This window comes from Bradyrhizobium sp. CCBAU 53421, assembly GCF_015291625.1.
Taxonomy (GTDB): Bacteria; Pseudomonadota; Alphaproteobacteria; order Rhizobiales; family Xanthobacteraceae; genus Bradyrhizobium.
In genome coordinates this window covers 2,651,760-2,677,222 of sequence record NZ_CP030047.1, presented here as the reverse complement: position 1 = coordinate 2,677,222, position 25,463 = coordinate 2,651,760, and the positions used below count along the sequence as shown (strand labels likewise).

Annotated in this window: 14 protein-coding genes; 9 read left to right on the top strand and 5 right to left on the bottom strand. The window is 65.7% G+C overall.

The genetic code is table 11. The features are described from left to right. Positions 1-254 precede the first annotated feature (254 nt). Complete coding sequence (locus XH92_RS12600; protein ID WP_194459495.1) at positions 255-2,552, top strand: S-layer family protein; 2,298 nt, start codon at positions 255-257, stop codon at positions 2,550-2,552. A 30-nt stretch (positions 2,553-2,582) separates the two neighbouring features. Here XH92_RS12600 and XH92_RS12595 read toward each other — a convergent pair whose 3' ends face one another. Further along, complete coding sequence (locus XH92_RS12595; protein WP_194459494.1) at positions 2,583-4,391, bottom strand: glycoside hydrolase family 15 protein; 1,809 nt, start codon at positions 4,389-4,391, stop codon at positions 2,583-2,585. Positions 4,392-4,406: 15 nt separating this feature from the next. Beyond that, positions 4,407-6,356, bottom strand: a complete 1,950-nt coding sequence (gene malQ / locus XH92_RS12590) for a 4-alpha-glucanotransferase (RefSeq protein WP_194459493.1) — start codon at positions 6,354-6,356, stop codon at positions 4,407-4,409. A 203-nt stretch (positions 6,357-6,559) separates the two neighbouring features. On the opposite strand from malQ, the gene XH92_RS12585 reads away from it, so the two are divergent. Genes XH92_RS12585 through treY form a run of 6 tightly spaced genes read left to right on the top strand, consistent with a single transcriptional unit; the run spans position 6,560 to position 20,605 of the window. Further along, positions 6,560-8,509, top strand: coding sequence for an alpha-1,4-glucan--maltose-1-phosphate maltosyltransferase (locus XH92_RS12585; RefSeq protein ID WP_194459492.1), 1,950 nt, complete (start codon positions 6,560-6,562; stop codon positions 8,507-8,509). 10 nt (positions 8,510-8,519) lie between these two features. After that, entirely contained in the window at positions 8,520-11,828 is a 3,309-nt protein-coding gene (gene treS, locus XH92_RS12580; protein WP_194459491.1) for a maltose alpha-D-glucosyltransferase, read from the top strand. Further along, a complete protein-coding gene (glgB, locus tag XH92_RS12575) occupies positions 11,825-13,972 on the top strand; it encodes a 1,4-alpha-glucan branching protein GlgB (RefSeq protein WP_194459490.1) in 2,148 nt (715 codons plus the stop codon). The genes treS and glgB overlap by 4 nt, the downstream gene beginning before the upstream one ends. 3 nt (positions 13,973-13,975) lie before the next feature. Then, positions 13,976-16,048: a glycogen debranching protein GlgX gene (glgX, locus tag XH92_RS12570; RefSeq protein ID WP_194459489.1), complete on the top strand. Its 2,073-nt coding sequence runs from the start codon at positions 13,976-13,978 to the stop codon at positions 16,046-16,048. Continuing rightward, complete coding sequence (gene treZ, locus XH92_RS12565) at positions 16,045-17,817, top strand: malto-oligosyltrehalose trehalohydrolase (RefSeq protein ID WP_194459488.1); 1,773 nt, start codon at positions 16,045-16,047, stop codon at positions 17,815-17,817. The genes glgX and treZ overlap by 4 nt, the downstream gene beginning before the upstream one ends. Positions 17,818-17,821: 4 nt before the next feature. Beyond that, positions 17,822-20,605, top strand: a complete 2,784-nt coding sequence (gene treY, locus XH92_RS12560) for a malto-oligosyltrehalose synthase (protein WP_194459487.1) — start codon at positions 17,822-17,824, stop codon at positions 20,603-20,605. A gap of 9 nt (positions 20,606-20,614) precedes the next feature. On the opposite strand, the gene XH92_RS12555 is transcribed toward treY, so the two are convergent. After that, entirely contained in the window at positions 20,615-20,923 is a 309-nt protein-coding gene (locus XH92_RS12555) for a polyhydroxyalkanoic acid system family protein (protein ID WP_194459486.1), read from the bottom strand. Positions 20,924-21,088: 165 nt separating this feature from the next. Between XH92_RS12555 and XH92_RS12550 the strand changes: the two genes are divergently transcribed. After that, positions 21,089-21,253: a DUF3309 family protein gene (locus XH92_RS12550; RefSeq protein WP_076865768.1), complete on the top strand. Its 165-nt coding sequence runs from the start codon at positions 21,089-21,091 to the stop codon at positions 21,251-21,253. Positions 21,254-21,414: 161 nt separating this feature from the next. Here XH92_RS12550 and ligD read toward each other — a convergent pair whose 3' ends face one another. After that, positions 21,415-24,060, bottom strand: a complete 2,646-nt coding sequence (ligD, locus tag XH92_RS12545; RefSeq protein WP_194459485.1) for a DNA ligase D — start codon at positions 24,058-24,060, stop codon at positions 21,415-21,417. 106 nt (positions 24,061-24,166) lie between these two features. Between ligD and XH92_RS12540 the strand changes: the two genes are divergently transcribed. Beyond that, on the top strand, positions 24,167-25,054 hold the full coding sequence (locus XH92_RS12540) for a Ku protein (RefSeq protein ID WP_194459484.1): 888 nt from the start codon (positions 24,167-24,169) through the stop codon (positions 25,052-25,054). A 148-nt stretch (positions 25,055-25,202) separates the two neighbouring features. Here XH92_RS12540 and XH92_RS12535 read toward each other — a convergent pair whose 3' ends face one another. Then, on the bottom strand, positions 25,203-25,439 hold the full coding sequence (locus XH92_RS12535) for a DUF6496 domain-containing protein (RefSeq protein WP_194459483.1): 237 nt from the start codon (positions 25,437-25,439) through the stop codon (positions 25,203-25,205). Between the last annotated feature and the right edge of the window lie 24 nt (positions 25,440-25,463).

Genomic DNA, 25,463 nt, shown 5'->3' with positions numbered 1-25,463 from the left:
ACCACATCCGATCGAGTCACACTGATCATGTGATCGCATCACAGTGATCGCGCGGCCATTTGTCGCCCGACCGATCCGCGGCTCCACTCGACTATCCCAAAGCCGGTTCATCGGCGATCGATCGAGGAGTTCGCAAAGCACCTGCGTCACGTTTGGTTGCTGCCGCTCGCATCCAGGAATTTTTCCTGACGCAGCCAATCACGTTAGTTCCGCGAGTCTGCACCCAGACCCGCCAATATTGTGGAGCGCAATTCATGGCCGTTACCGCCGATCTCGCCGCCGGGGTCCTCACCGTCACCGGCGACGCCGCCGACAACGCCATCACCACGGGCCGCGAAGCGGCAGGTAACATCCAGGTCGACGGTGGCGCGGTTCCGATCACGGGCGGCCCCTCTGCCACAGCCAACACGACAGCCATCAGCATCCTCGGCCAGGACGGCAACGACACTGTCACGCTCGACGCAAGCGCGGGCGGCCTGCCGCCGGTCGCATTGGATGGCGGAGCGGGCAACGATACCGCCGTCATCGACGGCGAGGACGCCGCCGAGGTGTTCACCATCACGGCCAATGGCAGCCATGTCAGCCTCAACCGGACCAGTCCCGATCCGTTCGCCGTCGACATCGGCACGACCGAGAACCTGGTTCTCCACGCCGGCGGTGGTGACGACATCATCACGGCCGGCAACGGGCTCGCGCCACTGATCTCGCTCACGCTCGACGGCGGCGACGGCAACGACACCATCACCGGCGGCGACGGCAGCGACCTCCTGATCGGCGGCAACGGCAACGACGTCGTCACCGGCGGACGCGGCAACGACACCGCCCTGCTCGGCAACGGCGACGATACCTACATCTGGAATCCCGGCGACGGCAGCGACATGGTCGAGGGCGGGGCCGGTACCGACACCCTGCAATTCAACGGTGCCAATATTGCCGAGAACATCGACATCTCGGCCAACGGGTCGCGGGTGCGCATGACCCGGGACGTCGCCAACGTCACGATGGACCTCAATGGCATCGAGAAGATTGCCTTCCACGCGCTGGGCGGAGCGGATCACGTCACCATCCACGATCTGGCGGGCACCGACGTCAAGCAGGTCCTCGTCGACCTCTCTTCGCCGGCCAATAGCGGCACCGGCGACGGCGCGGCCGATACCGTGACGGTCGAGGGCACAGGTGGAATCGATCGGATCACGGTGACCCAGAGCGGCGGGACCATTCTGGTCGACGGCTTGCCTGCCGAGGTCTCGATTCTGGGTCAGGAAGCTGCCAACGACTCTCTGATCATCAACGGCTTTGGCGGCGCCGACAACATCGATGCGTCCGGCCTCGGCGCCGGGTCGATCAAGCTGACGATCGACGGCGGCGCGGGCGACGATGTCATCGTTGGCAGCGCGGGCAATGATCTGATCAGGCTGGGCGCCGGCGACGATACCTACGTCTTCAAGGCAGGAAGCGGATCTGACGTCATCACCGACTTCATCGCCGGCGCGGGCACCGACGACAGGATCGATCTCAGATCGTTCAAGGCAGCCGGCATTCACGACCTCGCGGCCGTGCTCGCACTCGCCACGCAAGCCGGAGCCGACACCGTCATCGATTTCGGCGGCAACATCCTGACGCTTGACAATGTGACGAAGACCGACCTCAGCGACGATGATTTCATCTTCGGCGGACCCAGCGTGACGTCGGTGACCACCTCGGGCACCGGCATCACGGCCGGGTCCGGCGATCTGAATGCCGGTCACGTCGTGACCTTCACGCTGACGTTCGACGAGAACGTGACCGTCACCGGTCAACCGCATCTGCTGCTCAACGACGGCGGCTTCGCGTCGTTCGTGAGCGGCAGCGGCACCAACGCCTTGACCTACCAATACACGGTGGCCGCCGGCGAAAACACGCCCGACCTTGCCGTCATCGGCTCCGACCTGCATGGCGGCACGATGAAGGACCAGTTCAATCACGATGCCGATCTCACCGGCGCGATCGGCAATCCGGCCGGTACCCTGCAGATCGACACGATCGCGCCGCACCTGACCGACATCACCGCTGCCCCCGCAGGCGGCACGCAGACCGCCGGATCGACGATCCAGTTCACGCTCGATTTCGACGAGGCCGTTCATCTCGCGGGCGGATCGCCGACGCTTTCGCTGAACGACGGTGGCACGGCGACGTTCGATGCTGCGGCAAGCGCACTGCTTGGCGATCCGAGCAAGCTGGTGTTCGACCATGTCGTGACGGCCGGCAATCCGCCGACCTCGCCGCTCGCCATCACCGGCTTCAGCGCCAACGGCGCTGTCGTGAGCGACATCGCCGGAAACCTCGCCGACCTCACCCATGTGGCGCACACATTCGACGATCTGTTGATCAACGAGAACACGCTGCCGGCGTTCACACTGAACGGCTTCACCCGCCCGGAGCTGCATCTCAACGCGTCGGGGCAGATCCTGCTCGATGACGTGGCCTCTGCATTCGCCGCCAAGTTCGGCCTCGAATATCTCTATCTCGGCGTGCCGCCGGGAACGCCGTACCCGCCGATCGACCTGCACTGACGAATGCCGCCGAGCAGGGCGATGGCCTGATCAGGTCGACCGCTGCACCGCGGGCTTCTCGGCGTCGGCCCTGGCGGCGCTGAGATTGTGCGCCGTGTTGATCAGCGCGATATGGGTCAGCGCTTGCGGGAAGTTGCCGGTCTGGCGGCCGGCGCCGGAATCGAACTCCTCCGCCAGCAGCCCGAGATCGTTGGCGACCGCCACGACGCGGTCGAACATGGTCTGCGCCTTGTCGAGGTCCCCTGCCAGCACATGGGCGTCGGCAAGCCACAAGCTGCAGGCCAGGAATGCGCCCTCGATCGGCTGGACTTCGTCGGACACCTCGCGCGGATCGTGCCGCAGCACGAAGCCGTCGCGCATCATGTGCCGCTCGACCGCCGCGATCGTGCCGCGGATGCGTGGATCGTCCGGCGGCAGGAAGCCGACTGAGGGCAGCAGCAGCAGGCTGGCGTCGAGCAGTGTTGAGCCGTAGCTCTCGACAAAACTGTTGAGATCGGGATCGAAGCCACGCCGGCAGACGTCGCGATGGATGGCCTCGCGCAGCACCCGCCATTTGACCAGCGGTCCCTTGAAGCCGAACCGCTCCGCGCTCTTGATGGCACGGTCGAAGGCGACCCAGCACATCACCTTGGAGAACACATAGTGCCTCGGAGTGCCGCGACGCTCCCAGATGCCGTGATCCGGCTGGTCCCAGACGTCGGCGAGATGACCGACGACGGTGCACTCCAGCGACCAGCTCTCTTCGTCGAGCTTCAGCTTGGCCATGCGGGACTGGTGAAAGGCGTCGATCAGCTCGCCAAAGACGTCGAGCTGAAGCTGCGCATGCGCGGCATTGCCGACGCGCACCGGCTGCGCCCCCTCGTAGCCGGACAGCCATCCGGCCTCCCATTCCAGCAGGCGCCGCTGGCCCAGGATGCCATACATGATCTGTATGTTGGCCGGCGCGCCGGCCGCGGCCCGCAGCAGCCAGTTGTGCCATGCCGCCGCTTCCTCGGTGTAGCCCGAATTCATCAGCGCCAGCAGCGTGAAGGTGGCGTCGCGCAGCCAGCAGAACCGGTAGTCCCAGTTGCGCGCGCCGCCGAGCTTTTCCGGCAATGACGTGGTGGGCGCCGCGACGATGCCGCCGGTCGGCCTGAAGGTCAGCGCCTTCAGCGTGATCAGCGAGCGCATCACGAGGCCGCGTTGATAGCTGCCGTCATAGGTCGAACGGCTGCACCATTCCTTCCAGTAGTCCTCGGTGTCCTTCAGCGCCGCCGCGGGATCGATCGGCTCGGGCACCGGCTGAAACGATGCGCCGTAGGTCAGGACGAACGGCACGGTGTCGCCCTCGCCGACCTCGAAATCGGCCAGCGTGGTAAGATCCTCGCCGTGCGTCTCGACTGGGGTGCGCAGCACGGTCATGTCCTGCCCGCTGATCGCCAGCAGCCCCTCGCCGTCCGGGTTCTTTCTCACCCAGGGGACATCGACCCCGAAGCCGAAGCGGATCACCAGCTCCATGTGCATCTTGACGCGGCCGCTGATGCCACGCACCAGGCGGACCACGTCGGAGGCATTGCCGCGCGGCGGCATGAAGTCGATCAGCGCGACCACGCCGTGCTCGGTTTCGAAGCGGGTCTCCAGGATCAGCGTATCGTCCCAATAGCGGCGCGAGGTCTGCCTGATCTCGCCAGCGGGCGCCAGCAGCCAGCGCCCGTTCCGCGACGTGCCGAGCAGCGCCGCGAAGCAGGCGTCGGAGCCGAATGCCGGCCAGCACAGCCAGTCGATCGAGCCGTCACGGCCGACCAGCGCCGCGGTCTCGCAATCGCCGATCAGTCCATAGTCCTCGATCCGAGAGGCCACGCGCCGTGCTCCGCGTTATCCGGCGTGCGACCGCTCGCGGGTTGCACGCTTGAGCGCATCGACGTCGATCGCCGACGCGAGATGCTCGAGCGAGACCGGCAGCCGCCGCTTCCAGTTCGGATGCTCGTAGACGGTGCCCGGGATGTTCGGCTGCTCGACGATGCCGAGCAGGTCCTCCATCGAAACCGCCATCATCCGCGATCGCGTCCGCGCCATGAAGCTCACCACCGAATAGAAATCATTGTGGTGGATGTCGTGACGGCGCAGCACGTCGTCGAGATGGCCGAGCGCGTCCCAGCGCCCCTGGTCGGTCTCGCCGGGATCGATCCCGAGCGCGCGCTTGGTCTTGAGGTCGCTGAACGAGCGCCAGCCGGCGTAGGTCGACAGGTCGTGAGTGTTGAACGTCACCAGCGCATTCGGCAGATAATAGTCGGCGTTGCGGAACATGCCCTGATCGTCGGTCTCGAACATCATCACCAGATAGGACCAGATGCCCCAGCCGTTCATCTGCTCGCGGAACCCCGGGGGCACGGTGCCGAGGTCCTCACCGATCACGACGCAGCGGCTCGCCACGCTCTCCTGCGCGGTCGCCGCCAGCAGCGCCTCGAACGGCATCAGCACATAGGCGCCGTTGGCCGGGCCGAATCCGCGCGGCACCAGATAGAGCCGCTTCAGCCCGAAGGCGTGGTCGAGCCTGATCGCGCCGGCATGGTGCATCGAGGCGCGCAGCATCTGCCGGAACGGCTCGAACGCGCGCTGCTCGAGGCCCGCGGCATTGAAGCCGGCAAGTCCCCAGTCCTGGCCCGCGGTGTTGAGCGGGTCCGGCGGCGCGCCGACGCCGAGATGACGCGAGATCGCGGTCTGCTCATTCCAGGCGTCGAAGCCGTCCGACTGCACGCCGACGGCAACGTCGAGATAGAGCCCGACCCGCATGCCGAGCCTGTGCGCCAGCGTCTGGCAGGCGCCGAGCTGGCGGTCCGCGGTCCATTGCACGAATTCGACGAACTCGACCTCGGCGGCCGTGTCGCGGGCGCGGCGCAATTTGGCGCACGCCGCGTCACTGGGCTGCCGCCACTCGTCCGGCCATTCCCACCACGGTGTGTTGAATTTGTGCCGCATCACCTCGAAGCAGGCGAAGCGCGACAGCAGCGCACCCTGCTCGCTGCGATAGGCCTCGAAATCCTGCCAGCGGCCGAGGCCGGGATTGGCCTTGAAGGCCGCGAAGGCGGCGCGCAGCGCGGGCCATTTCAGCGCCGCGGCACCGACATAGTCGACCATGTCGCGGCTACGGAGCTGCGCCAGCGCGGCCTGCGTCTCGGCATCGACGCGGAATTCGGGAATCCTCTCGACGTCGATATAGAGCGCGTTGAGGAACAGCCGGCTGTTCGGCGAGTATGGGCTGCAATCGCCGGGCCGATCGTCGAACAGCGCGTGGAGCGGATTGAGCCCGATGCCGTCGGCGCCGAGCCGATGGGCAAATTCGAGCAGGCCCTGCAGATCGGTGAAGTCGCCGATGCCCCAGTTGCGCGCCGACCGCACGCCATAGAGCTGCACCGCGATCGCCCAGCAGCGCTCGAACGCGCCGCCGAACGCGGCTTCCGGCGCCACCAGAACCGGCAGCTCCTCGCTGCCCGATGCGTCCTTGAGCTGCAACCGGTGCACACCCTCGGGCAAGCCGGACGGCCACGTCAGGCTCCGCTCATGCACCTCGCCTTGTGCGAGCACCGCAGTGCCGCTCGTGAGCTTCCATTGCACCGGAAGCTGGGCCGCTTCGGAGAGCTGCGTCTGCCCGCCATGGCCGGCTCTGACGACCACGGGATCGGCGACGAGCCGGCGCGGCGTCTGGGGCGGCAGCGCCGCGAGGATCGCCGTCAGCGCCTCGGGGGTTGTCACACGGCGGTGACCGCTACCATCGATATACTCGGTCTGGATTCCCAGGGTCTGGGCTTTGGCGTAAAGGTCCATTCGGCACGCTGCCTGCTCGCAACGGTATTGGGATCGTTGCTAAATTGTACAGATACGGGAAAGGGATAGTTGATGTTCAACGCTCTACCCTATCCGGCGTTCCCACCGGGAACCATTGCCCGGCGAGCGGCTTTCTATATGGGCCTGGCGCGCCTCCTTCCCGGCGCCGGGACGTCATTTGCATTTTCAATGGCGGCATCACCGTGAACAAAACCCTCCGGCCTGTCGAGAGTGCCCATGGCACTTTTCATATCACCGATGTGTATCCGTCGGTTGATGGCGGCCGCTTTCCGGTCAAGCGCATTGCGGGCGAACCTGTCGCGGTGTGGGCCGACATCTACCGCGACGGACATGATGTGATATCCGCGGCATTGGTGTGGCGGCACGACGGCGACGCCGAATGGCAATACGTGCCGATGACGCCGCACAGCGACGACCGCTGGGGCGGCGCCTTCGTGCCCGAGCGACCCGGTCGCTACAGCTTCGCGATCGAAGCCTGGACCGACGAATTCGCCAGCTGGCGGCATCGCTTCGAGCAGAAGCAGCGCGACGGCGGCGACCACACGCTGGATGCCGTCGAGGGCGCGGGCATGCTGACCCGGGCGCAGGCCGGGGGCCCTGCCGCGGCCGCAATCATCATCAGGCAGTGCGAGATCTTCCTGCAAACCGGCGAGCCGGGCGCGCTGCTCGCACCGGAATTGCGCGAAGCGATGGCCGGCAGCCAGTTTCGCCGCGACCTGGTGCGATCGCAGCTCTATCCCCTCACCGCAGACCGGCCGCGGGCGCGCAGCGGCGCGTGGTACCAGATGTTTCCGCGCAGCCAGGGCAGGACGCCGGGCGTGCACGCGACCTTCAACGATTGCGTCGCGCGGCTTCCCGACATCGCCGCGATGGGCTTTGACGTCGTGCTGCTGGCGCCGATCCACCCGATCGGGCGAACCCATCGCAAGGGCCGCAACAATGCCGCCATCGCGCTGGCAGGCGATCCCGGCAGTCCCTACGCGATCGGCACGGCGGAGGGCGGCCACGACGCGGTGCATCCGGAGCTCGGCACGCTCGACGATTTTCGCGCTTTCGTCGCGGCATGCCGGGCGCAGGGCCTGGAGGTCGCGCTCGATTTCGCGGTGCAATGCTCGCCCGATCATCCCTGGCTGACCGCGCATCCGGAGTGGTTCAAGCGACGCCCGGACGGGTCGATGCGCGCGGCCGAACATCCGCCGCAACGCTGGGATGACGTGGTCAATCCGGATTTCGGCTCGGCGGATGCAGCCGCGCTGTGGCGTGCGCTGCGCGACGTCGTGCTGTTCTGGGTCGAACAGGGCATCAAGATCTTCCGGGTCGACAACCCGCACACCAAGCCGCTGGCATTCTGGGAATGGCTGATCCGCGAGGTGCAGGACCGCGATGCCGACGTGTTGTTCCTTTCCGAAGCCTTCGCCCGGCCGAAACTGATGAAAGGCCTCGCCAAGCTCGGCTTCACGCAATCATATACCTACTTCACCTGGCGCACGCAGCGCTTCGAGCTCGAACAGTATCTCGGCGAGTTGACCTCGTATCCCGAGCGTGACTTCTTTCGGCCGAATTTCTTCGTCAACACACCGGACATCCTGCCCTTCCACCTGCAAAGCGGCGAATCCTGGATGTTCAAGTCGCGTCTCGCGCTGGCCGCGACGCTTTCAAGCAGCTACGGCATCTATAGCGGCTTCGAACTGCTCGAGCATACGCCGCTCCCCGGCCGCGAGGAATATCTCAGCTCCGAGAAATACGAGGTCAAGGTCCGCGACTGGGATCAGGCCGGGAACATCAAGCCCTATATCGCGGCCCTCAACCAGATCAGGCGCGGCAATCCGGCCCTGCAACAATTCGCCAATCTGCGCTTTATCAATGTCGATGACGGCGACGTGATCGGCTTCGTCAAGGAGGCGGCCGATCAGGGCAATGTGATCGCGGCCGCGGTTGCATTATCAGGCGAGTTGCGTGAGGTCTGGCTTCCGCTCGGCGACGTCATGGTCGGCCGTGGCGATGCCCGCCGCCCCGTCACGGCCGTGGAAGACCTTGTCACCGGCGAGCGTCATGCGCTCGAATGGGGGGGCACCCGCTTGCGTCTAGATCCTGCGCGCGATCCCGCGTTGCTGTTGCGCTGTGTCGCCTGAAGGAGCCGTCATGAACGTTTTCTCCTCCGTCAATACCGAGGTGAAGATCGCGACCGAGACCGCCGACCAGCTGTGGTACAAGGACGCGATCATCTACCAGCTGCACGTCAAGGCGTTCGCCGACAGCAACAATGACGGCATCGGCGACTTCGCGGGCCTGACGGAGAAGCTCGGCTATCTGCAGGAGCTCGGCGTCACCGCGCTGTGGCTGTTGCCGTTCTATCCCTCGCCCGGCCGCGACGACGGCTACGACATCGGCGACTATGGCGACATCAATCCCGATTTCGGGACGATGAAGGACTTCAAGCGCTTCATCCAGGAGGCCAAGAAACGCGGCCTGCGCGTCATCACCGAGCTCGTCGTCAACCACACCTCGGACCAGCATGCCTGGTTCAAGCGCGCGCGGCGCAGCCCGCCGAATTCGAGCGCGCGCAGCTGGTATGTCTGGAGCGACACCGACCAGAAATACCTCGATACCCGCATCATCTTCACCGACACGGAAAAGTCGAACTGGACCTGGGATCCCGAGGCCGGCCAGTTCTACTGGCATCGCTTCTTCTCGCACCAGCCGGATTTGAACTTCGACAATCCCCGCGTGGTGCGCGCCATCGTCCAGGTGATGAAGCGCTGGCTCGACACCGGCGTCGACGGCTTCCGGCTCGACGCCATTCCCTATCTGTGCGAGCGCGACGGCACCAACAACGAGAACCTGCCGGAGACGCATGCCATCATCAAGCGGCTGCGCCGGGAGCTCGACGCCTATGCCAAGGGCAAGATTCTGCTGGCCGAGGCCAACCAATGGCCGGAGGACGTGCAGGAATATTTCGGCCATGGCGACGAATGCCACATGGCCTATCACTTCCCGCTGATGCCGCGCATCTACATGGCGATCGCGCAGGAAGACCGCTTTCCGATTACCGACATCCTCCGCCAGACGCCCGACATTCCGGCAGCGGCCCAATGGGCGCTGTTCCTGCGCAATCACGACGAGCTGACCTTGGAAATGGTCACCGACGTCGAGCGCGACTATCTGTGGTCGACCTACGCCAACGACCCGCGCGCGCGGATCAATGTCGGCATCCGCCGCCGCCTTGCGCCGCTGATGGACAATGACCGGCGCAAGATCGAGCTGATGAACTCGCTCTTGCTGTCGTTCCCCGGCACGCCGATCATCTATTACGGCGACGAGATCGGCATGGGCGACAACATCTATCTCGGCGACCGCAACGGCGTGCGGACGCCGATGCAATGGTCGCCGGACCGCAATGGCGGCTTCTCGCGCGCCGACCCGGCGCGGCTGTACGCGCCGATGATCATGGATCCGGTCTACGGCTACGAGGCCGTCAATGTCGAGGCGCAGTCGCGCAGCCTGTCATCCCTGCTGTCGGCGACCAAGCGGCTGATCGCGGTGCGCAAGTCGACGCTTGCCTTCGGGCGCGGCACCATGACCTTCATCCGCCCCGAGAACCGCTCGGTGCTCGCCTATGTCAGGCAGTACCAGGGCGAGGTCATCCTGTGCGTCGCCAATCTGTCGCGCTCGGCGCAGGCGACCGAGCTCGACCTCTCCGCCTTCAAGGACCGCATTCCGCTCGAGATGCTCGGGCGCACGCGTTTCCCGGCGATCGGCGAGCTGCCCTACATGATCACGCTGGCGCCGTACGGCTTCTACTGGTTCCAGTTGCAGGAGCGCGACAAATCCGAGCCGGTGAAGCCGCGGGCGGTGCCGGAATTCGAGACCCTGGTGGTGCCGCTGAATTCGACCTGGACCTCGCTGGCGCGGGAGCGCGGCGTGTTCGAGCACGACGTGCTGCCCGGCCATCTCGCCCGCACGCGCTGGTACCCGGAGCATTCCGCGAAGGCGATCCAGCCGACGCTGGTCTCCGCGATCCCGTTCTGCGACATCGGCGACAACCGGCCCTGGCTGATCTTCTTCGAAACCACCGAGCGCGGCGTCACCAGCCGCTACGTGCTGCCGATGCAGATCGAATGGGTGCGCTTCGACCGCGAGCGCTACAACCCGCGCGCCTTTGCCGCGGTCCGTCAGGGCGCGCGCGAGGGCACGCTGCTCGATGTCTCGACCGACCAGATCTTCACCGGCCTGTTCCTGCGCAACTTGCGGGAAAACCTCACGGTCGACGAGGGCGAGCAGGGCCTGAAGCTCGAATTCCGGCCGACCAGCCGCTTCTCCGACCGCCCGGTCCGGCAGCCGGAGCGGATCCGCGTATTCGAGAACGATCAGCCGCATTCGACCGCGCTGGTCGACAACGAGTATGTCACCAAGATCTACCGGAAGCTCGAGGTCGGCATCAATCCGGAGATCGAGATGGGCCGCTTCCTCACCGAAGTGGTCGACTTTCCGAACACCCCGGCCCTGCTCGGCACCTCTGAATTGGTCGAAGGCGACAAGCGCAGCGCCATCGCCGTGCTGCATGCGATGGTCGTCAACCAGGGCGACCTCTGGACGGTCGCGGCCTCGCACCTCGACCGACTGGTCGAACGGCAACGCCTGCTTGCCGCAAGTGAGGGCCCGGCAGAGGACGGCGGCGATCATGCGACCTGGCTGCGCCACATGTCGCACAGCGGAAAGCGTCTCGCCGAGCTGCACATCGCGCTCGCCAGCAATCGCGACCTGCCCGACTTCGCGCCCGAGCCGACCAAGCCCGAGGATCTGCAGCGCTGGAACGACGAGATCATGGCGCGCGCCGAGCGCGTGTTCGACACCCTGAAGCAGCGGCGCGGCTCCCTGAAGGAGGCCGACCGGGTGCTGGCCGATCAGTTGCAGGCCCAGCACGATATGCTGCCGGGGCGGCTGAAGGCGCTGCTGCCGCGCGAGACCGACGGGCTGAACATCCGTCACCATGGCGACCTGCATCTCGGCCAGCTGCTGGTGGTCAAGGACGACGTCTTCATCATCGATTTCGACGGCGGGCCGGGCCGCACCATCGCCGAGCGGCGCCGCAAGGCACCGCCGGCGCGCGACGTCGCCGGCCTGATCCGCTCGATCGACTATGCCGCGACCGCTGCGCTGGAACGCGCGCTCAAGGTCGCCCCCGACGAGAGCGGCAGGCTGAGCCTCGCCTTGGGCGAATGGCGCGACCAAGCCGCGGACGCCCTGCTGGCCGCCTATCGCGAGACCGTGGCCGGGCAGCGGCTGTGGCCCACTGAGGCCAGGGCGGCCGACCGCCTGCTCAACTTTTTCCTGCTTGAGAAAGCCTTCTACGAGATCGAGTATGAGCTGGCCAACCGGCCGGATTGGCTGCGGGTGCCGCTCACCGGCCTGCTGAGGATCCTGGCGCAACAGCCGCATGAGGTTGCATGACCAAACTGCCCGCCGAAGCCTATGCCATTATCGAGGGCCGCCATTCCGATCCGTTCCACTATCTCGGCCTCCACGCCGAGGGGGATCGCAAGGTCGTGCGCGCCTTCCTGCCTGATGCGACCAATGTCGAGGCGATCGGCGAGCATGGCGAGACGGCACCGCTGGCGCGGATCCATGACGCCGGCTTGTTTGCAGGTCCCCTGCCGAACGGCTCGACGCGCTACCAGCTCCGCGCCCGGTTCGGCGACAACGTCGTCGAATTGGAGGACGCCTACCGCTTTCCGCCGATCTTGAGCGATTTCGATCTCTATCTGCTCGGCGAAGGCACGCATCAGCGCGTCTACGACACGCTCGGCGCGCATCCGATGACGCTCGACGGCGTCGACGGCATCGGCTTCGTGGTGCTGGCGCCGAACGCGCGGCGGGTCAGCGTGGTCGGTGACTTCAATTTCTGGGACGGGAGGCGGCACCCGATGCGGGTGCGCGGCCCGGGCTATTGGGAGCTGTTCATCCCGCGCGCCCGCGTCGGCGACCACTACAAGTTCGAGATCATCGGGCGCAACGGCCAGCACCTGCCGCTGAAGTCCGATCCGCTGGCGTTCGCCGCCGAGGTGCGCCCGAAGACCGCCTCGATCGTGATCGACGAGCGCAAGATTCCGCACCCGCGCCCGGCGCCCGATCGCGTCAACGCACTGAGCTCGCCGATGTCGATCTACGAGGTCCATCTCGGCTCGTGGCGGCGCAAGGGCCGGAACGAGTGGCTGACCTATCGCGAGATGGCGGAGCAGCTGCCGGCCTATGCCAGCGACATGGGCTTCACCCATGTCGAATTCCTGCCCATATCAGAGCATCCGTTCGACGGCTCCTGGGGCTACCAGCCGACCGGCATGTTCGCCCCGACCAGCCGGTTCGGCTCGCCAGACGATTTCGCCGCGCTGATCGACGCCTGCCACGGCGCCGGCCTCGCCGTGATGCTCGACTGGGTGCCCGGGCATTTCCCCGACGATCCGCATGGCCTCGGCAATTTCGACGGCACCGCGCTCTACGAGCACGCCAACCCGCTGCAGGGCCGGCACCTCGATTGGGGCACGCTGATCTATAATTACGGACGCACCGAGGTCACCAACTTCCTGGTGTCGAACGCGCTGTTCTGGCTCGACCGCTACGGCATCGACGGGCTGCGCGTCGATGCCGTCGCCTCCATGCTCTATCTCGACTACAGCCGCCCCGCCGGCGGCTGGATCCCGAACAAATATGGCGGGCGCGAGAACATCGAGGCGATCGATTTCCTGCGCCGCTTCAACACCGAACTGTTCGCGCATTTCCCGCAGGCGACGACGGCGGCGGAGGAATCCACCGCGTGGCCGCAGGTGTCGCGGCCGGTCGAATATGGCGGGCTCGGCTTCGGCTACAAGTGGAACATGGGCTGGATGCACGACACGCTGAAATATATCGGCAAGGATCCGATCCACCGTAAATTCCATCACGGCGACATCCTGTTCGGCCTGCATTACGCCTTCTCGGAGAACTTCATCCTGCCGCTGTCCCACGACGAGGTCGTGCACGGCAAGCGCTCGATCCTCGGCCGCATGCCCGGCGACGACTGGCAGCGCTTTGCGAATTTGCGCGCCTATTACAGCTTCATGTTCGGGCATCCCGGCAAGAAGCTGATGTTCATGGGCTGCGAGTTCGGCCAGGAGCGCGAGTGGAATCACGACTACTCGATCGATTGGCATCTGCTGCAACAGCCGAGGCATAGCGGCATCCAGAACCTGGTCCGCGACCTCAACCGGCTGTATCGCGCGCTGCCGGCGCTGCATGAGCTCGACTGCGACCAGGCCGGCTTCGAATGGGTCATCACCGACGACGCCAACAACAACGTGTTTGGCTGGATCCGCAAAGGAAACGATGCGCGCGCCCGCTGCCTCGTGGTGCTGAACTTCTCGCCCAACGTCTATCGCAACTATCGCGTCCGCGTGCCGTTCGCCGGCAAGTGGCACGAGGTATTCAACTCGGATTCCTCCCATTACGGCGGCACCAATGTCGGCAATATCGGCGAGGTCCGTGCTTCGGAAGGTGCCACGCCCGAGCTGAACCTGACCATTCCGCCGCTGGCTGCGATCTTCCTCGTACCGGAAAGCTGATTGATGCGACTGACCGGGGGTACGTCCGCACGGCTCGGTGCAAGCTGGGACGGCCGAGGCACCAATTTTGCGCTGTTCTCGGCCAACGCGGAGAAGGTGGAGCTGTGCCTGTTCGACGGCCAGGGCCGCCGCGAGCTCGAGCGGATCGAGATGCCGGAGCGCACCGAGGACGTCTGGCACTGCTATCTCAACGACGTCTCACCCGGCCAGCTCTACGGCTATCGGGTCTACGGGCCCTATGCGCCGGAACGCGGCCACCGCTTCAACGCCAACAAGCTGCTGCTCGATCCCTACGCCAAGCGGCTCGCCGGCCGGCTGGTGTGGAGCGATGCGCATTTCGCCTATCGCACCGGCAGCGCGCGCGAGGACCTTTCCTTCGACCGGCGCGACAATGCCCGCGGCATGCCGAAGGCCGTGGTGGTCGACGAGACCTTCAACTGGGGCAGGCGCGAGATCCGGCCGCACATTCCCTGGGAAGACACCGTCATCTACGAGGCCCACGTCAAGGGCCTGACACAGAAGCGCGAGGACGTGCCGCCGAATCTGCGCGGCACCTATGGCGGCCTGTCGTCGCCGGCGATGATCGACCACCTCAAGCGGCTCGGGGTCACCACCATCGAGCTGCTGCCGATCCACGGCCTGATCGACGACCGCGTCCTGGTCGAGAAGAAGCTCGCCAACTACTGGGGCTACAACACCATCGCGTTCTTCGCGCCGGAAGCACGCTACGCCCAGGACAATGCGCTGGACTCCTTCCGCACCACGGTGGCGCGGCTGCACGATGCCGGCATCGAGGTGCTGCTCGACGTCGTCTACAACCACACCGCCGAGGGCAACCATATGGGCCCGACGCTGTGCTTCCGCGGCATCGACAACGCCTCCTACTACTGGCTGAACCGCGAGAACCCGCGCTTCTACGACGACTTCACCGGCTGCGGCAGCTCGGTCAACCTCACCCATCCGCGCGTGCTGCAGATGGTGATGGACTCGCTGCGCTACTGGGTCGAGGTCTGCCATGTCGACGGCTTCCGCTTCGATCTCGCCACCACCCTGGCGCGCGGGCCGAACGGGTTCGATCGCAACCATCCCTTCCTCGCCGCGATCCGCCAGGACCCGGTGCTGGCGACCGCCAAGATGGTCGCCGAGCCCTGGGACCTCGGTCTCGGCGGCTACCAGGTCGGCGCGTTCCCGTCGCAATGGTCGGAGTGGAACGACCGCTATCGCAGCGCGATGCGGCGCTACTGGAGCGGCGAAGGCAGCCTGATCGGCGACATCTCGGGCCGCATGACGGCGTCCTCGGACCTGTTTCACCACGATAACCGCGCGACCCGCGCCAGCATCAACCACATCACGGTGCACGACGGCTTCACGCTCGCCGACCTCTTCAGCTACAACGAGAAGCACAATGAGGCCAATGGCGAGGACAATCGCGACGGCTCCAACGACAACCACAGCAACAATTGCGGCCATGAAGGACCGACCGATGATCCCGCGATCATCGCGCTGCGCCGCCAGCTCAGGAAGAACGCGCTGGCCTGCCTGCTGCTGGCGCAGGGCACGCCGCTGATCCTCGCCGGCGACGAGGTCGCCAACACGCAAGCCGGCAACAACAACGCCTATTGCCAGGACAATGAGACCGGCTGGATCGGCTGGGACAACCTCGGCACCGACGACGACGCCATCGCCTTCATCGGCCACCTCACCGCGCTCCGCCAGCGCTTCGGCCAGATCCGTTGCCAGCGCTGGCTCGACGGCCGCCGCACCGACGGCTCTTACGGCGTACTGTGGCTGACGCCGGCCGCGGAGGAGATGAAGGAATCCGACTGGAAATTCCCGGAAAGCCGGTTTCTCGCCTACGTGCTGGGTCCGATGGAACAAGGGCAGGCGCCGATCTTTATCGTGCTCAATGCCGCGCCGCAGGAGATCGTGTTCAGGATGCCGAGGATGGCGGAATACAGGAGTTGGCAGCAGGTCCTGAACACGACCAAGGCGGAGCAAACGGCCGAGCAATTCGCATCGGGCGCCGACATGACGGCGCCGCCCCTCTCGGTGCTGGCATTCGCAGGCTCCGCATGAGTGCACAGCATTTCGGCCCTGAGGTGACACCGGATGGCACGCGCTTCCGGCTCTGGGCGCCGGCGGCAAAGCGCGTCGACCTGCTGCTCGACAAGCCGCATACGCGAAGCCGCGATGCGCATGCGCTCACGCGCGACGCCGCCGGCTGGTACGTCGCCGAGATTCCGGGTGCGCGCGCGGGCACGCGATATAAATTTCGCGTCGATGATGACGTCGACGTGCCCGACCCGGCCTCCGCATTCCAGCCGGACGACGTGTTCGGCCCGAGCGAGGTGATCGATCACGCAGCTTTCGAATGGCGCGCGACCGGATGGCGCGGACGTCCCTGGCATGAGGCCGTCATTCTCGAGGCCCATGTCGGGACCTTCACGGTGGAAGGCACCTACCGCGCCATGATCGACAAGCTCGATCATCTGGTGGCGACCGGCATCACCGCGCTCGAGCTGATGCCGCTGGCGGATTTCGCAGGCGGGCGCAACTGGGGTTATGACGGCGTGCTGTGGTACGCCCCCGACAGCACCTACGGCCGTCCCGAGGACCTCAAGACCCTGATCGACGAAGCGCATCTGCGCGGGCTGATGGTGATGCTCGACGTGGTCTACAACCATTTCGGCCCCGAGGGGAATTACCTCGGCCGCTATGCGCCCTCCTTCTTCAGCGATGCGCATACGCCGTGGGGTAGCGCGATCGACTACCGCGTGCCCGAGGTGCGCGCGTTTGCGATCGGCAGCGTCGTCAGCTGGCTGCGCGACTATCGCTTCGACGGGCTGCGCTTCGACGCGGTCAACACCATCGTCGAAGCCGGCGAAGTCTCCATCCTGCATGACTTCAGCAAAGCCGCCGGAAAGTTGGCGACCGAGACCGGCCGGCACATCAACCTCGTGCTCGAAAACGGCGACAACATCGCAAGCCTGCTCGATGCCGCCGAGGACCCGCCGCACGGCAAGTTCCGCGGCCAGTGGAACGACGATTATCATCACGCCTGGCATGTGCTGCTGACCGGAGAAACCCAGGGCTACTACGGCGACTACCGGGCTCCGAAGCAGGACCTCGCGCGCGCATTGTCCTCCGGCTACATCTACCAGGGCGAAGTCTCGGAGTTCTGGGGCGGCAAGGCCCGCGGCGAACCGAGCGGTGAGTTGTCGCCGACCTGCTTCATAAACTTCCTGCAGAACCACGACCAGATCGGCAACCGGCCGCTCGGCGATCGGCTCGAAAGCATCGCAAACCCGAAGGCGATCGAGGCGGCGCTGGCGGTCACGCTGATCGCGCCGACCACGCCGATGCTGTTCATGGGCGAGGAATGGGGCGCAACGACGCCCTTCCCGTTCTTCTGCGATTTCAAGGGCGACCTCGCCAACGCCGTCCGCGCCGGCCGGCGCAAGGAATTCGCCTGGGCCTATGCCAAATATGGCGACGACATTCCCGACCCGCTTGCCGAGGCGACGGTGCGATCGGCCGTGCTCGACTGGGCGGCGCTTGGCGACGATCCAGCGCGCACGCGGCTCGCGCTCGTACGCGACCTGCTCGCGGTGCGCCGGCGCGAGATCACGCCGCGGCTCACCGGGGCGCGCTTCGGCGGCGACCGCGTCATCGGCGATCTGTTGGCCGCGCATTGGCGGATGGGCGATGGCCGCACGCTGCGGCTCACGGCCAATCTGTCGGATCGGGCTATCAGCGGCGCAGCGGAACCGAAGGGAACTGCGATCTGGGGCGGCGCGTTGCCGAGCGACCTCCCCGGCTGGGCGGTGCGCTGGCACATCGGATAGCACAATGCCTCCGGCGATCCCGATCGCGACCTACCGACTGCAACTCACTGCCGATTTCGACTTCGATGCCGCCGCCGCGGTGGCGCCGTATCTGAAGGCGCTCGGCATCAGCCATGTCTATGCCTCGCCCTTCATGAAGGCGCGCAAGGGATCGACCCACGGCTACGATGTCGTCGATCACACCAAATTCAATCCGGAACTCGGCGGCGAAGACGGCTTTGCGCGGTTCAGCGACGCGCTGAAGCAGAGCGACCTCGGGCTGATCCTGGATTTCGTGCCGAACCATGTCGGCGTGCACTTTGCCGACAATCCGTGGTGGCTCGACGTCCTGGAATGGGGCCCGGTGTCGCCGCACGCGGTCTCGTTCGACATCGACTGGGACCAGCTGCCCTATCGTGCACGCGGCGGCGTGCTGCTGCCAATCCTCGGCTCGTCCTACGGCAAGGCGCTGGAGCGCGGTGACATCGAGTTGCGCTACGACGCAGACGAAGGCAGCTTCTCCGCCTGGTATTTCGAGCATCGCCTGCCGATCGCGCCGGAGCGCTATGGTGAGGTGCTGCGGACCATCGTTCGCGAGGCCGGCGCCGAAGACAGCACAGCAGGGCGCGCATTGCTCGAGCTCGCCGCACGGTATCGCGGGCTGCGTCACCCGAACCGCAAGGAAGCGCCGGCCCTGAAGGCCGCGATCCAGGCGATCGAAGGAAGCTCCGAGATCATCGCGCGCGGGCTCGACGCCTATCGCGCCGGCGAGGACCGGCCCACCCCGACGCTGGCGCTGCATCATCTCCTGGAGCGCCAGCATTACAAGCTTGGCCACTGGCGGCTTGCTTCCAGCGACATCAACTATCGCCGCTTCTTCGACGTCAACACGCTGGCCGGTCTCCGGGTCGAGGACGCCGCGACGTTCGAGGCGAGCCACAGCCTCGTCAAGCGGCTGATCGCGGAAAACCGGCTGCAGGGCCTGCGGCTCGACCATATCGACGGCCTGCGCGATCCCGCGCAATATTTCCAGCGGCTGCGCCGCCTGATCCGCTCGGCGCAGGGCGCCAAGGCAAAGCCGTTCTACATGGTGATCGAGAAGATCCTCGGCGAGGACGAGAAGCTGACGAAGTTCAGCGGCGTCCATGGCACCACCGGCTATGAATGGATGAACACGATCAGCCAGGTGCTGGTCGAAGGTCGCGGCCTCGAGCCGCTCAACGAGATCTGGCGCCAGATCAGCAACCAGTCGCCGAACCTGACGCCGGTGCTGCGCGCAGCCAAGCGTCGCGTGCTGGAGACCTTGCTGACCAGCGAATTCACCGTGCTGGCGCGGCTCGTCGCGCGCATTGCCAGCGGGCACTATTCGACCCGCGACTTCTCCGCCGACAGCCTGCGGCAGGCACTCGAGCTGTATGTGCTGCACTTCCCGGTCTATCGCACCTATCTCACCGCCTCGGGACCAGCCGCGCATGATCGCGCGCTGATCAGCGAGACCATCGCGCGCGCCCGCGCCGACTGGTTCGCCGCCGACGAAGGCATCTTCGACTTCCTGCGCGATGCCCTGACCATGGACCTCCTGAAGCCCGGCCGGCCGCCGCACAGCGCGCCGCGGGTGCGGCGCTTCGCGCTGAAGGTGCAGCAGTTCACCGGGCCGATGATGGCGAAATCGCTGGAGGACACGACGTTCTATCGCTACCACCGCCTGCTCGCGCTCAACGAGGTCGGCGGCGATCCGGCAGCCAGCGCGATCGCGCCTGAGACCTTCCACGCCATGATGCAGGCCCGCGTCCGCGAATGGCCGCACGGCATGACGTCGACCGCGACCCACGACACCAAGCGCGGCGAGGATGCCCGCGCCCGGATCATGGCGCTTGCGGAAATCCCCGGCGAATGGACCAGCGCGGTGGCGCGCTGGAAGGTGCTGAACGCGCCGCATCTGGTGCTCGACGGCGAGATGCGCGCCCCTTCGGCCACGTTCGAATACATGCTGTATCAGGCCCTGATCGGCGCCTGGGATCCTGGCGACACCTCGCTGACCGCGCGCATCCAGGCCTATGCCCTGAAGGCCGCGCGCGAGGGCAAGCAGGAGACCAGCTGGCTCAATCCGCACGAGCCTTATGAAGCGGGTGTGAAGACCTTTATCGATCGGATCCTCGATCGCAACGCTTCGACTGAATTCCTCGATGCCCTCGACACGCTGGCACAGCGCACCGCGCTGATCGGCGCGCTGAACTCGCTGAGCCAGATCGCGCTGAAGGCGACGATGCCGGGCGTGCCGGATTTCTACCAGGGCACCGAAAGCTGGGATCTTTCGCTTGTCGACCCCGACAACCGCCGTCCGGTCGACTTTGCCGCACGCGCGGACATGCTCGCGGCGCTGGAGGCGCCGGATTGGGATGCGCTGGCGGAAAGCTGGCGCGACGGCCGGCTGAAGTTCGCATGGACGCGGCACCTGCTGCGGCTGCGCAACGAGCTGCCTGACGTCTTCACCAGCGGCGACTACCAGCCGCTCACGGTCAGCGGCCCGCATCGCGATCATGTCATCGCCTTCGCGCGGCGCCATGGCCGCGAGGCGGTCATCGTCGCGGTGGCGAAATCATTTGCCCCGTTCACGCAGGGCGGACGCAGCTGGCCACGCCCCGAAGCCTTTGAAGGCCAGATCGACCTGGCCGGATATGCGCTCCCGGGCGGCGACGGCAAAACTCAGCTCTCGACGCTGTTCGCAAAACAGCCGGTCGCAGTTGTGAAAGCGAAGGTCGCAGCCGGAACGAAGCGCGCCCCGAAACGCGCAGGCGCGCAAGGCTAGCGTCGCGCGTCAGCGCTTGGTCAGCAGCAACTGCCCGCTTTTCTGGATGGCGACCTGCGCGACCTCGGCGAAGCGCTGCAGCAGCCACGGCAGCGTTACCTCCAGGCGCACATGGGTATCCTCGACATCAAGATGTCCGGCCGCGACCTGCCCCAGCGCGCGGACGCGGAAGCTCATGCGGTTATCCTCCCAACGTTCTTCGTCGACGCTCATGACGGGCACATTCGCCGCGGCGCGCGACAGGCCCGTCTTCAGGCGCCGCATCGCCTCGTCGCGGCCGAGGCTGTGGGGGATCGAGACAATCAACGGAGCCGACATCGCGGTGCACTCCTCCCTGGATTCCGCTCATGTAATTCTGTTCCACCGCAAATGGAAGATCACACAGCTTTATCGCACCGCTCTACCCGGAACCTTCATAGTTGCGGGTTGTTTCCTCCCCCGAAGGGCAGAGACGAGAGGCCCGCGGGGCTGAGGAGAACTGAGATGTCACTTGGAACGATCATTCTTATCATTCTGGTCATTGCGCTGCTTGGCGGCTTCAGCGGCATCGGCGGCGGACCGTTCTACGGCACCGGCTACTATGGCGGCGGCGGTCTCGGCCTCGTGATCGTGATCCTGCTGATCCTGTTGCTGCTCGGACGATTGTAGCGCGAGGCGGCACTGTAACCCGATCCACATCAACGACTGTCATCGCCCGGCTCGACCGGGCGATCCAGTATTCCAGAGGAAGCCATTACTGAGCCGATGGGCCGCGGCGTACTGGATACCCCGCTTTCGCGGGGTATGACGAGCGGAGGGGATGTTAGGTCTTAACGCCCCTCCAGCTTCTTCATCGCCGCCTTGATCGACGAGGCCGCATCCTCGTAGCCGGCCCACGCCTTGCTCTTGGCGAGCAGCGCCGGCACCGACCGCACCGTATATTTCTTCGGATCGAGGTCGCCGCGCACCTGGCTCCAGGTCAGCGGCATCGACACCGTCGCGCCCGGCCGTGCCCGCGGCGACAGCACCGCGACCGCGGTCGAGAGCCGGTCGTTGCGCAGATAGTCGAGGAAGATCTTTCCGGTGCGCTTGGCTTTCGACATGTTGATCAGATAGCGCTCGGGATCGTCCTGCGCCATCCACTGGCAGATCGCCTGCACGAATGCCTTGGCCTCCTTCCAGGTCACCTTGTCCCTGGCGCCTGCGAGCAGCGGCGCCACGACATGAAGCCCTTTGCCGCCGGTGGTCTTGCAGAAGCTCTCTAGGCCGACCGCGGTCAGCCGCTGGCGCATGTCCTTGGCGGCGTCGATCACGTCGGAGAACGCGACGTCGGGTGCGGGATCGAGATCGAACACCAGGCGGCCCGGCGTGTCATAGGCATCGGGCGCGCAATTCCAGGGATGCAGTTCGAGACCGCCGAGCTGCGCGACCGCTGCCAGGCCCTCGACCTGGTCGATCTGCAGATACGGCTTGCGGTCGCCGGAAACCTTGGCGAGCTTGAGGAGCTTCGACGTGCCGGCCATCGCATGACGCTGGAAGAACGTCTCGCCCTTGATGCCATCAGGGGCACGCACGATGGAGCACGGCCGGCCCTTGAGATAGGAGATCATCCATTCGCCGACTGTCTCGAAATAGTTGGCGAGATCGAGCTTGGTCACCGGCGCCCCGTCGCCGGCGTCGGGCCACAAGGCCTTGTCCGGATGGGAGATGGTGACACCCATCACCTCGCCGGTTGATTTCCCTGATGATCTCCCTTTGGCCATCGGCTTCACCACTTTGGTTGCGACCGGCCGCTCGGCCTCGACCTCATGCGCCGGCTTGTCCTGGCGCAGGCCCTTGAACGCCGCCTGGCGGATATTGCCGGCATCGGTCCAGCCGGCGAACTCGATCTCGGCGACCAGCTCCGGCTTCAGCCAGTGCACGTCGCGGGCTTTCTTCGGCGCATCCTTGCCGCCGAACGGGTTCGTGTCGGATGCCGCGGCCTTCAGCGCCGGCATGATGCGGCGGACGGTGTCCTGTCCGAATCCGGTGCCGACGATGCCGACAAAGGCCAGATGATCGCCGCGATAGACGCCCGCCATCAGCGAGCGGAATTTGCCGTTGGTGTCCTTCCAGCCGCCGAGCACCACCTCATGGCCGGCGCGGATCTTTGCTTTCGTCCAGTCATCGGAGCGGCCGGAACGGTAAGCGCCGTCGAGCCGCTTGGAGACGATGCCCTCCAGCCCGAGCTTGCGCGCGGAATCCAGCACGGCGTCGCCGCGCTCCTCGAAATGCTCGACATAGCGGATCAGGGGATTCTTGCCCTTGCGCGCCGCCAGCAGCGCCTGCAGCCGCGCCTTGCGCTCGGTGAGCGGCAGCGGGCGAAGATCCTCGGTGCCGGCAAACAGCAGGTCGAACGCGTAGAAGATCAGCTGGTCGGTCTTGCCGTCGGACAGCGCCGCCTGCAGCGTCGAGAAATGCGGCGTGCCGTTCTTGTCGAGCGCCACGATCTCGCCGTCGATCAGGGCATCCGGCAGCTTGCCGGCCTCCTTCACGATGGCGCCGAACTTGTCGGACCAGTCGAGCCCCTTGCGGGTCTTCACCACGGCCTCGCCGTCCTCGATGCGGAGCTGCACGCGATAGCCGTCGAACTTGATCTCGTGACACCAGCCCGCGCCGTTGGGCGGACTCTCCACCGCGGCGCAGAGCTGCGGCGAAACGAAGTCCGGCATCTCCGCCACCTGCTTCGGTTGCGCCTTCGGCCTCGCCTTCAATTGCGCTTTGGGCGCCGGCGCCTTGGTCCTGGCGCGCGCGTCGGCGGCCATGCCGTGATTGGACTGCCAGACCGCATCCGCTTTGGCCTTGCCGTTGCCCTTCCCGTTCCCCTTCGCCAGCATGAACGGCTTCGGCGCGCGGCCCTTGCCGGCCGCGATTTCTGCCATCGAACGGCCGGAGGCGACCGAGCGGTCCTCGTCGAGGATCGCCTCGCCGTTGCCCTCAACGGCATATTCGTCGCGGTGCTTGATCAGAAGCCAGTTGGTGCGCTTGCCGCCGAAGCGGTCGTTCTTCATCCGCACCAGCACCCAGCTGCCGTGCAGCTTGTCGCCATGCAGCGTGAACTTCAAGTCGCCCTTCCTGAAGCCGCGCTCGGGATCATCAGATACCCAGGTGCCGCGATCCCACAGCTGCACCGTGCCGCCGCCATACTGGCCTTCCGGAATGGTGCCTTCGAAATCGCCATAGTCGAGCGGATGATCCTCGACCTCGACCGCGAGCCGCTTGTCATGGGGATCGAGCGAGGGCCCGCGCGTCACCGCCCAGGACTTGAAGACGCCGTCGAACTCCAGCCTGAAATCATAGTGCAGCCGCGTCGCGTCGTGCTTCTGGATCACGAAGCGCCGCTGCTTGCCGGGTGCGACCTTGACCTCGCCCGACGGCTCATTGGTCTTCTCGAAGTCGCGCTTCTTGCGATAGGTGGTGAGGTTTCTCAGCGGCACGTGCAGGCCTCGGCGCAAACGGCGGCCGCCGCCTCTGCGCGGCCATCAGGAACCAAAACCTACGGTATCCGTTCAAGTTCCAAACTCAAGCTGTTTGGAGACGATCATGGCCGCTCCCCGCGCCTACTGGAAAGGCACGCTCAAACTCTCGCTGGTCTCGTGCCCCGTGGCGCTCTATCCGGCCTCGACCACGGTCGAGAAGACCCGCTTCCACATGATCAACCGGGAGACCGGCAACCGGCTGAAGCAGCAGATGGTCGATACCGAGACCGGCGACGTCGTCGACGGCGACCAGAAGGGCCGTGGCTACGAGGTCAGCAAAGGCAAATATGTCGAGATCGAGAAGGACGAACTCGAGGCGGTTCAGATCGAAAGCAACCACACCATCGACATCGACAGTTTCGTGCCCGAGGGCGAGATCGACAAGCGCTATCTCGACCACCCCTATTACATCAGGCCCGACGGCAAGGCCGGCGTCGACGCCTTCGCCGTGATCCGCGACGCCATGAAGGATCAGGACCGCGTCGCGCTGGCGCGGATCGTGCTGACCAACCGCGAGCACGTGATCGCGATCGAGCCGCTCGACAAGGGCATGCTCGGCACCACCCTGCGCTACCCCTATGAGGTCCGCGATGCCGACGATTATTTCGACGACATCAAGACCCCAAAGGTGACCAAGGACATGATCGAGCTCGCCGGCCACATCCTTGACAGCAAGGCCGCGCATTTCGATCCGTCGAAATTCAAGGACGAGTACGAGACCGCGCTGAAGGCCCTGGTCCGCCGCAAGGCCGCCGGCAAGCCGATCAAGGCCGCCGCGCGCGAGGAGAAGCCGAGCAATGTGGTGAACCTGATGGACGCGCTGAAGCAGAGCCTGAAGGACCGCAAGGGTAGCGCAAGGCGCTCAGGCTCCACCGCGCGGCGCCCGGCCGCACATCGCCGTACCGCCAAGAAGGCGCACCGGTCGAGCGCGCGATCGCGCAAGGCGGGGTAAGGCCTCTCCACGTCATGGCGAGCCACCCGGTCGGCGCGTAGCGCCGCCGGATGACAGGCTCCGCGAAGCAATCCATCTCTCCCGGCGTGGAGAGATGGATTGCTTCGTTGCTTCGCTCCTCGCAACGACGAGGACGGATATGCGAAGGCTACTTCTTCTTCGCAGTCTTCCGCTTCTTCGCCGTCTTGCGCTTCGCCGTCTTCTTCGACGCCTTCTTCGGCACCTTCCGCCCCTTGGCGCGCGCTTCCGACAGTCCGATCGCGATCGCCTGCTTGCGGCTCTTCACCTTCTTCTTGGAGCGGCCGCTGCGCAGCGTCCCGGCCTTGCGCTTCTTCATCACACGCTCGACATCGCTTGATGCCTTTCGCGAGTATTTTCTTGCCATGGCTTCTCTCCCGCTAACGGAAAA

Excerpts from the sequence above, each read along its gene's own strand:
- XH92_RS12600 (WP_194459495.1), top strand. The coding sequence starts at position 255 with ATGGCCGTTACCGCCGATCTCGCCGCCGGGGTCCTCACCGTCACCGGC.
- malQ (WP_194459493.1), bottom strand. The coding sequence starts at position 6,356 with ATGGACCTTTACGCCAAAGCCCAGACCCTGGGAATCCAGACCGAGTAT.
- treS (WP_194459491.1), top strand. The coding sequence starts at position 8,520 with ATGAACGTTTTCTCCTCCGTCAATACCGAGGTGAAGATCGCGACCGAG.
- glgB (WP_194459490.1), top strand. The coding sequence starts at position 11,825 with ATGACCAAACTGCCCGCCGAAGCCTATGCCATTATCGAGGGCCGCCAT.
- glgX (WP_194459489.1), top strand. The coding sequence starts at position 13,976 with ATGCGACTGACCGGGGGTACGTCCGCACGGCTCGGTGCAAGCTGGGAC.
- treZ (WP_194459488.1), top strand. The coding sequence starts at position 16,045 with ATGAGTGCACAGCATTTCGGCCCTGAGGTGACACCGGATGGCACGCGC.
- treY (WP_194459487.1), top strand. The coding sequence starts at position 17,822 with ATGCCTCCGGCGATCCCGATCGCGACCTACCGACTGCAACTCACTGCC.
- XH92_RS12555 (WP_194459486.1), bottom strand. The coding sequence starts at position 20,923 with ATGTCGGCTCCGTTGATTGTCTCGATCCCCCACAGCCTCGGCCGCGAC.
- XH92_RS12550 (WP_076865768.1), top strand. The coding sequence starts at position 21,089 with ATGTCACTTGGAACGATCATTCTTATCATTCTGGTCATTGCGCTGCTT.
- XH92_RS12540 (WP_194459484.1), top strand. The coding sequence starts at position 24,167 with ATGGCCGCTCCCCGCGCCTACTGGAAAGGCACGCTCAAACTCTCGCTG.
- XH92_RS12535 (WP_194459483.1), bottom strand. The coding sequence starts at position 25,439 with ATGGCAAGAAAATACTCGCGAAAGGCATCAAGCGATGTCGAGCGTGTG.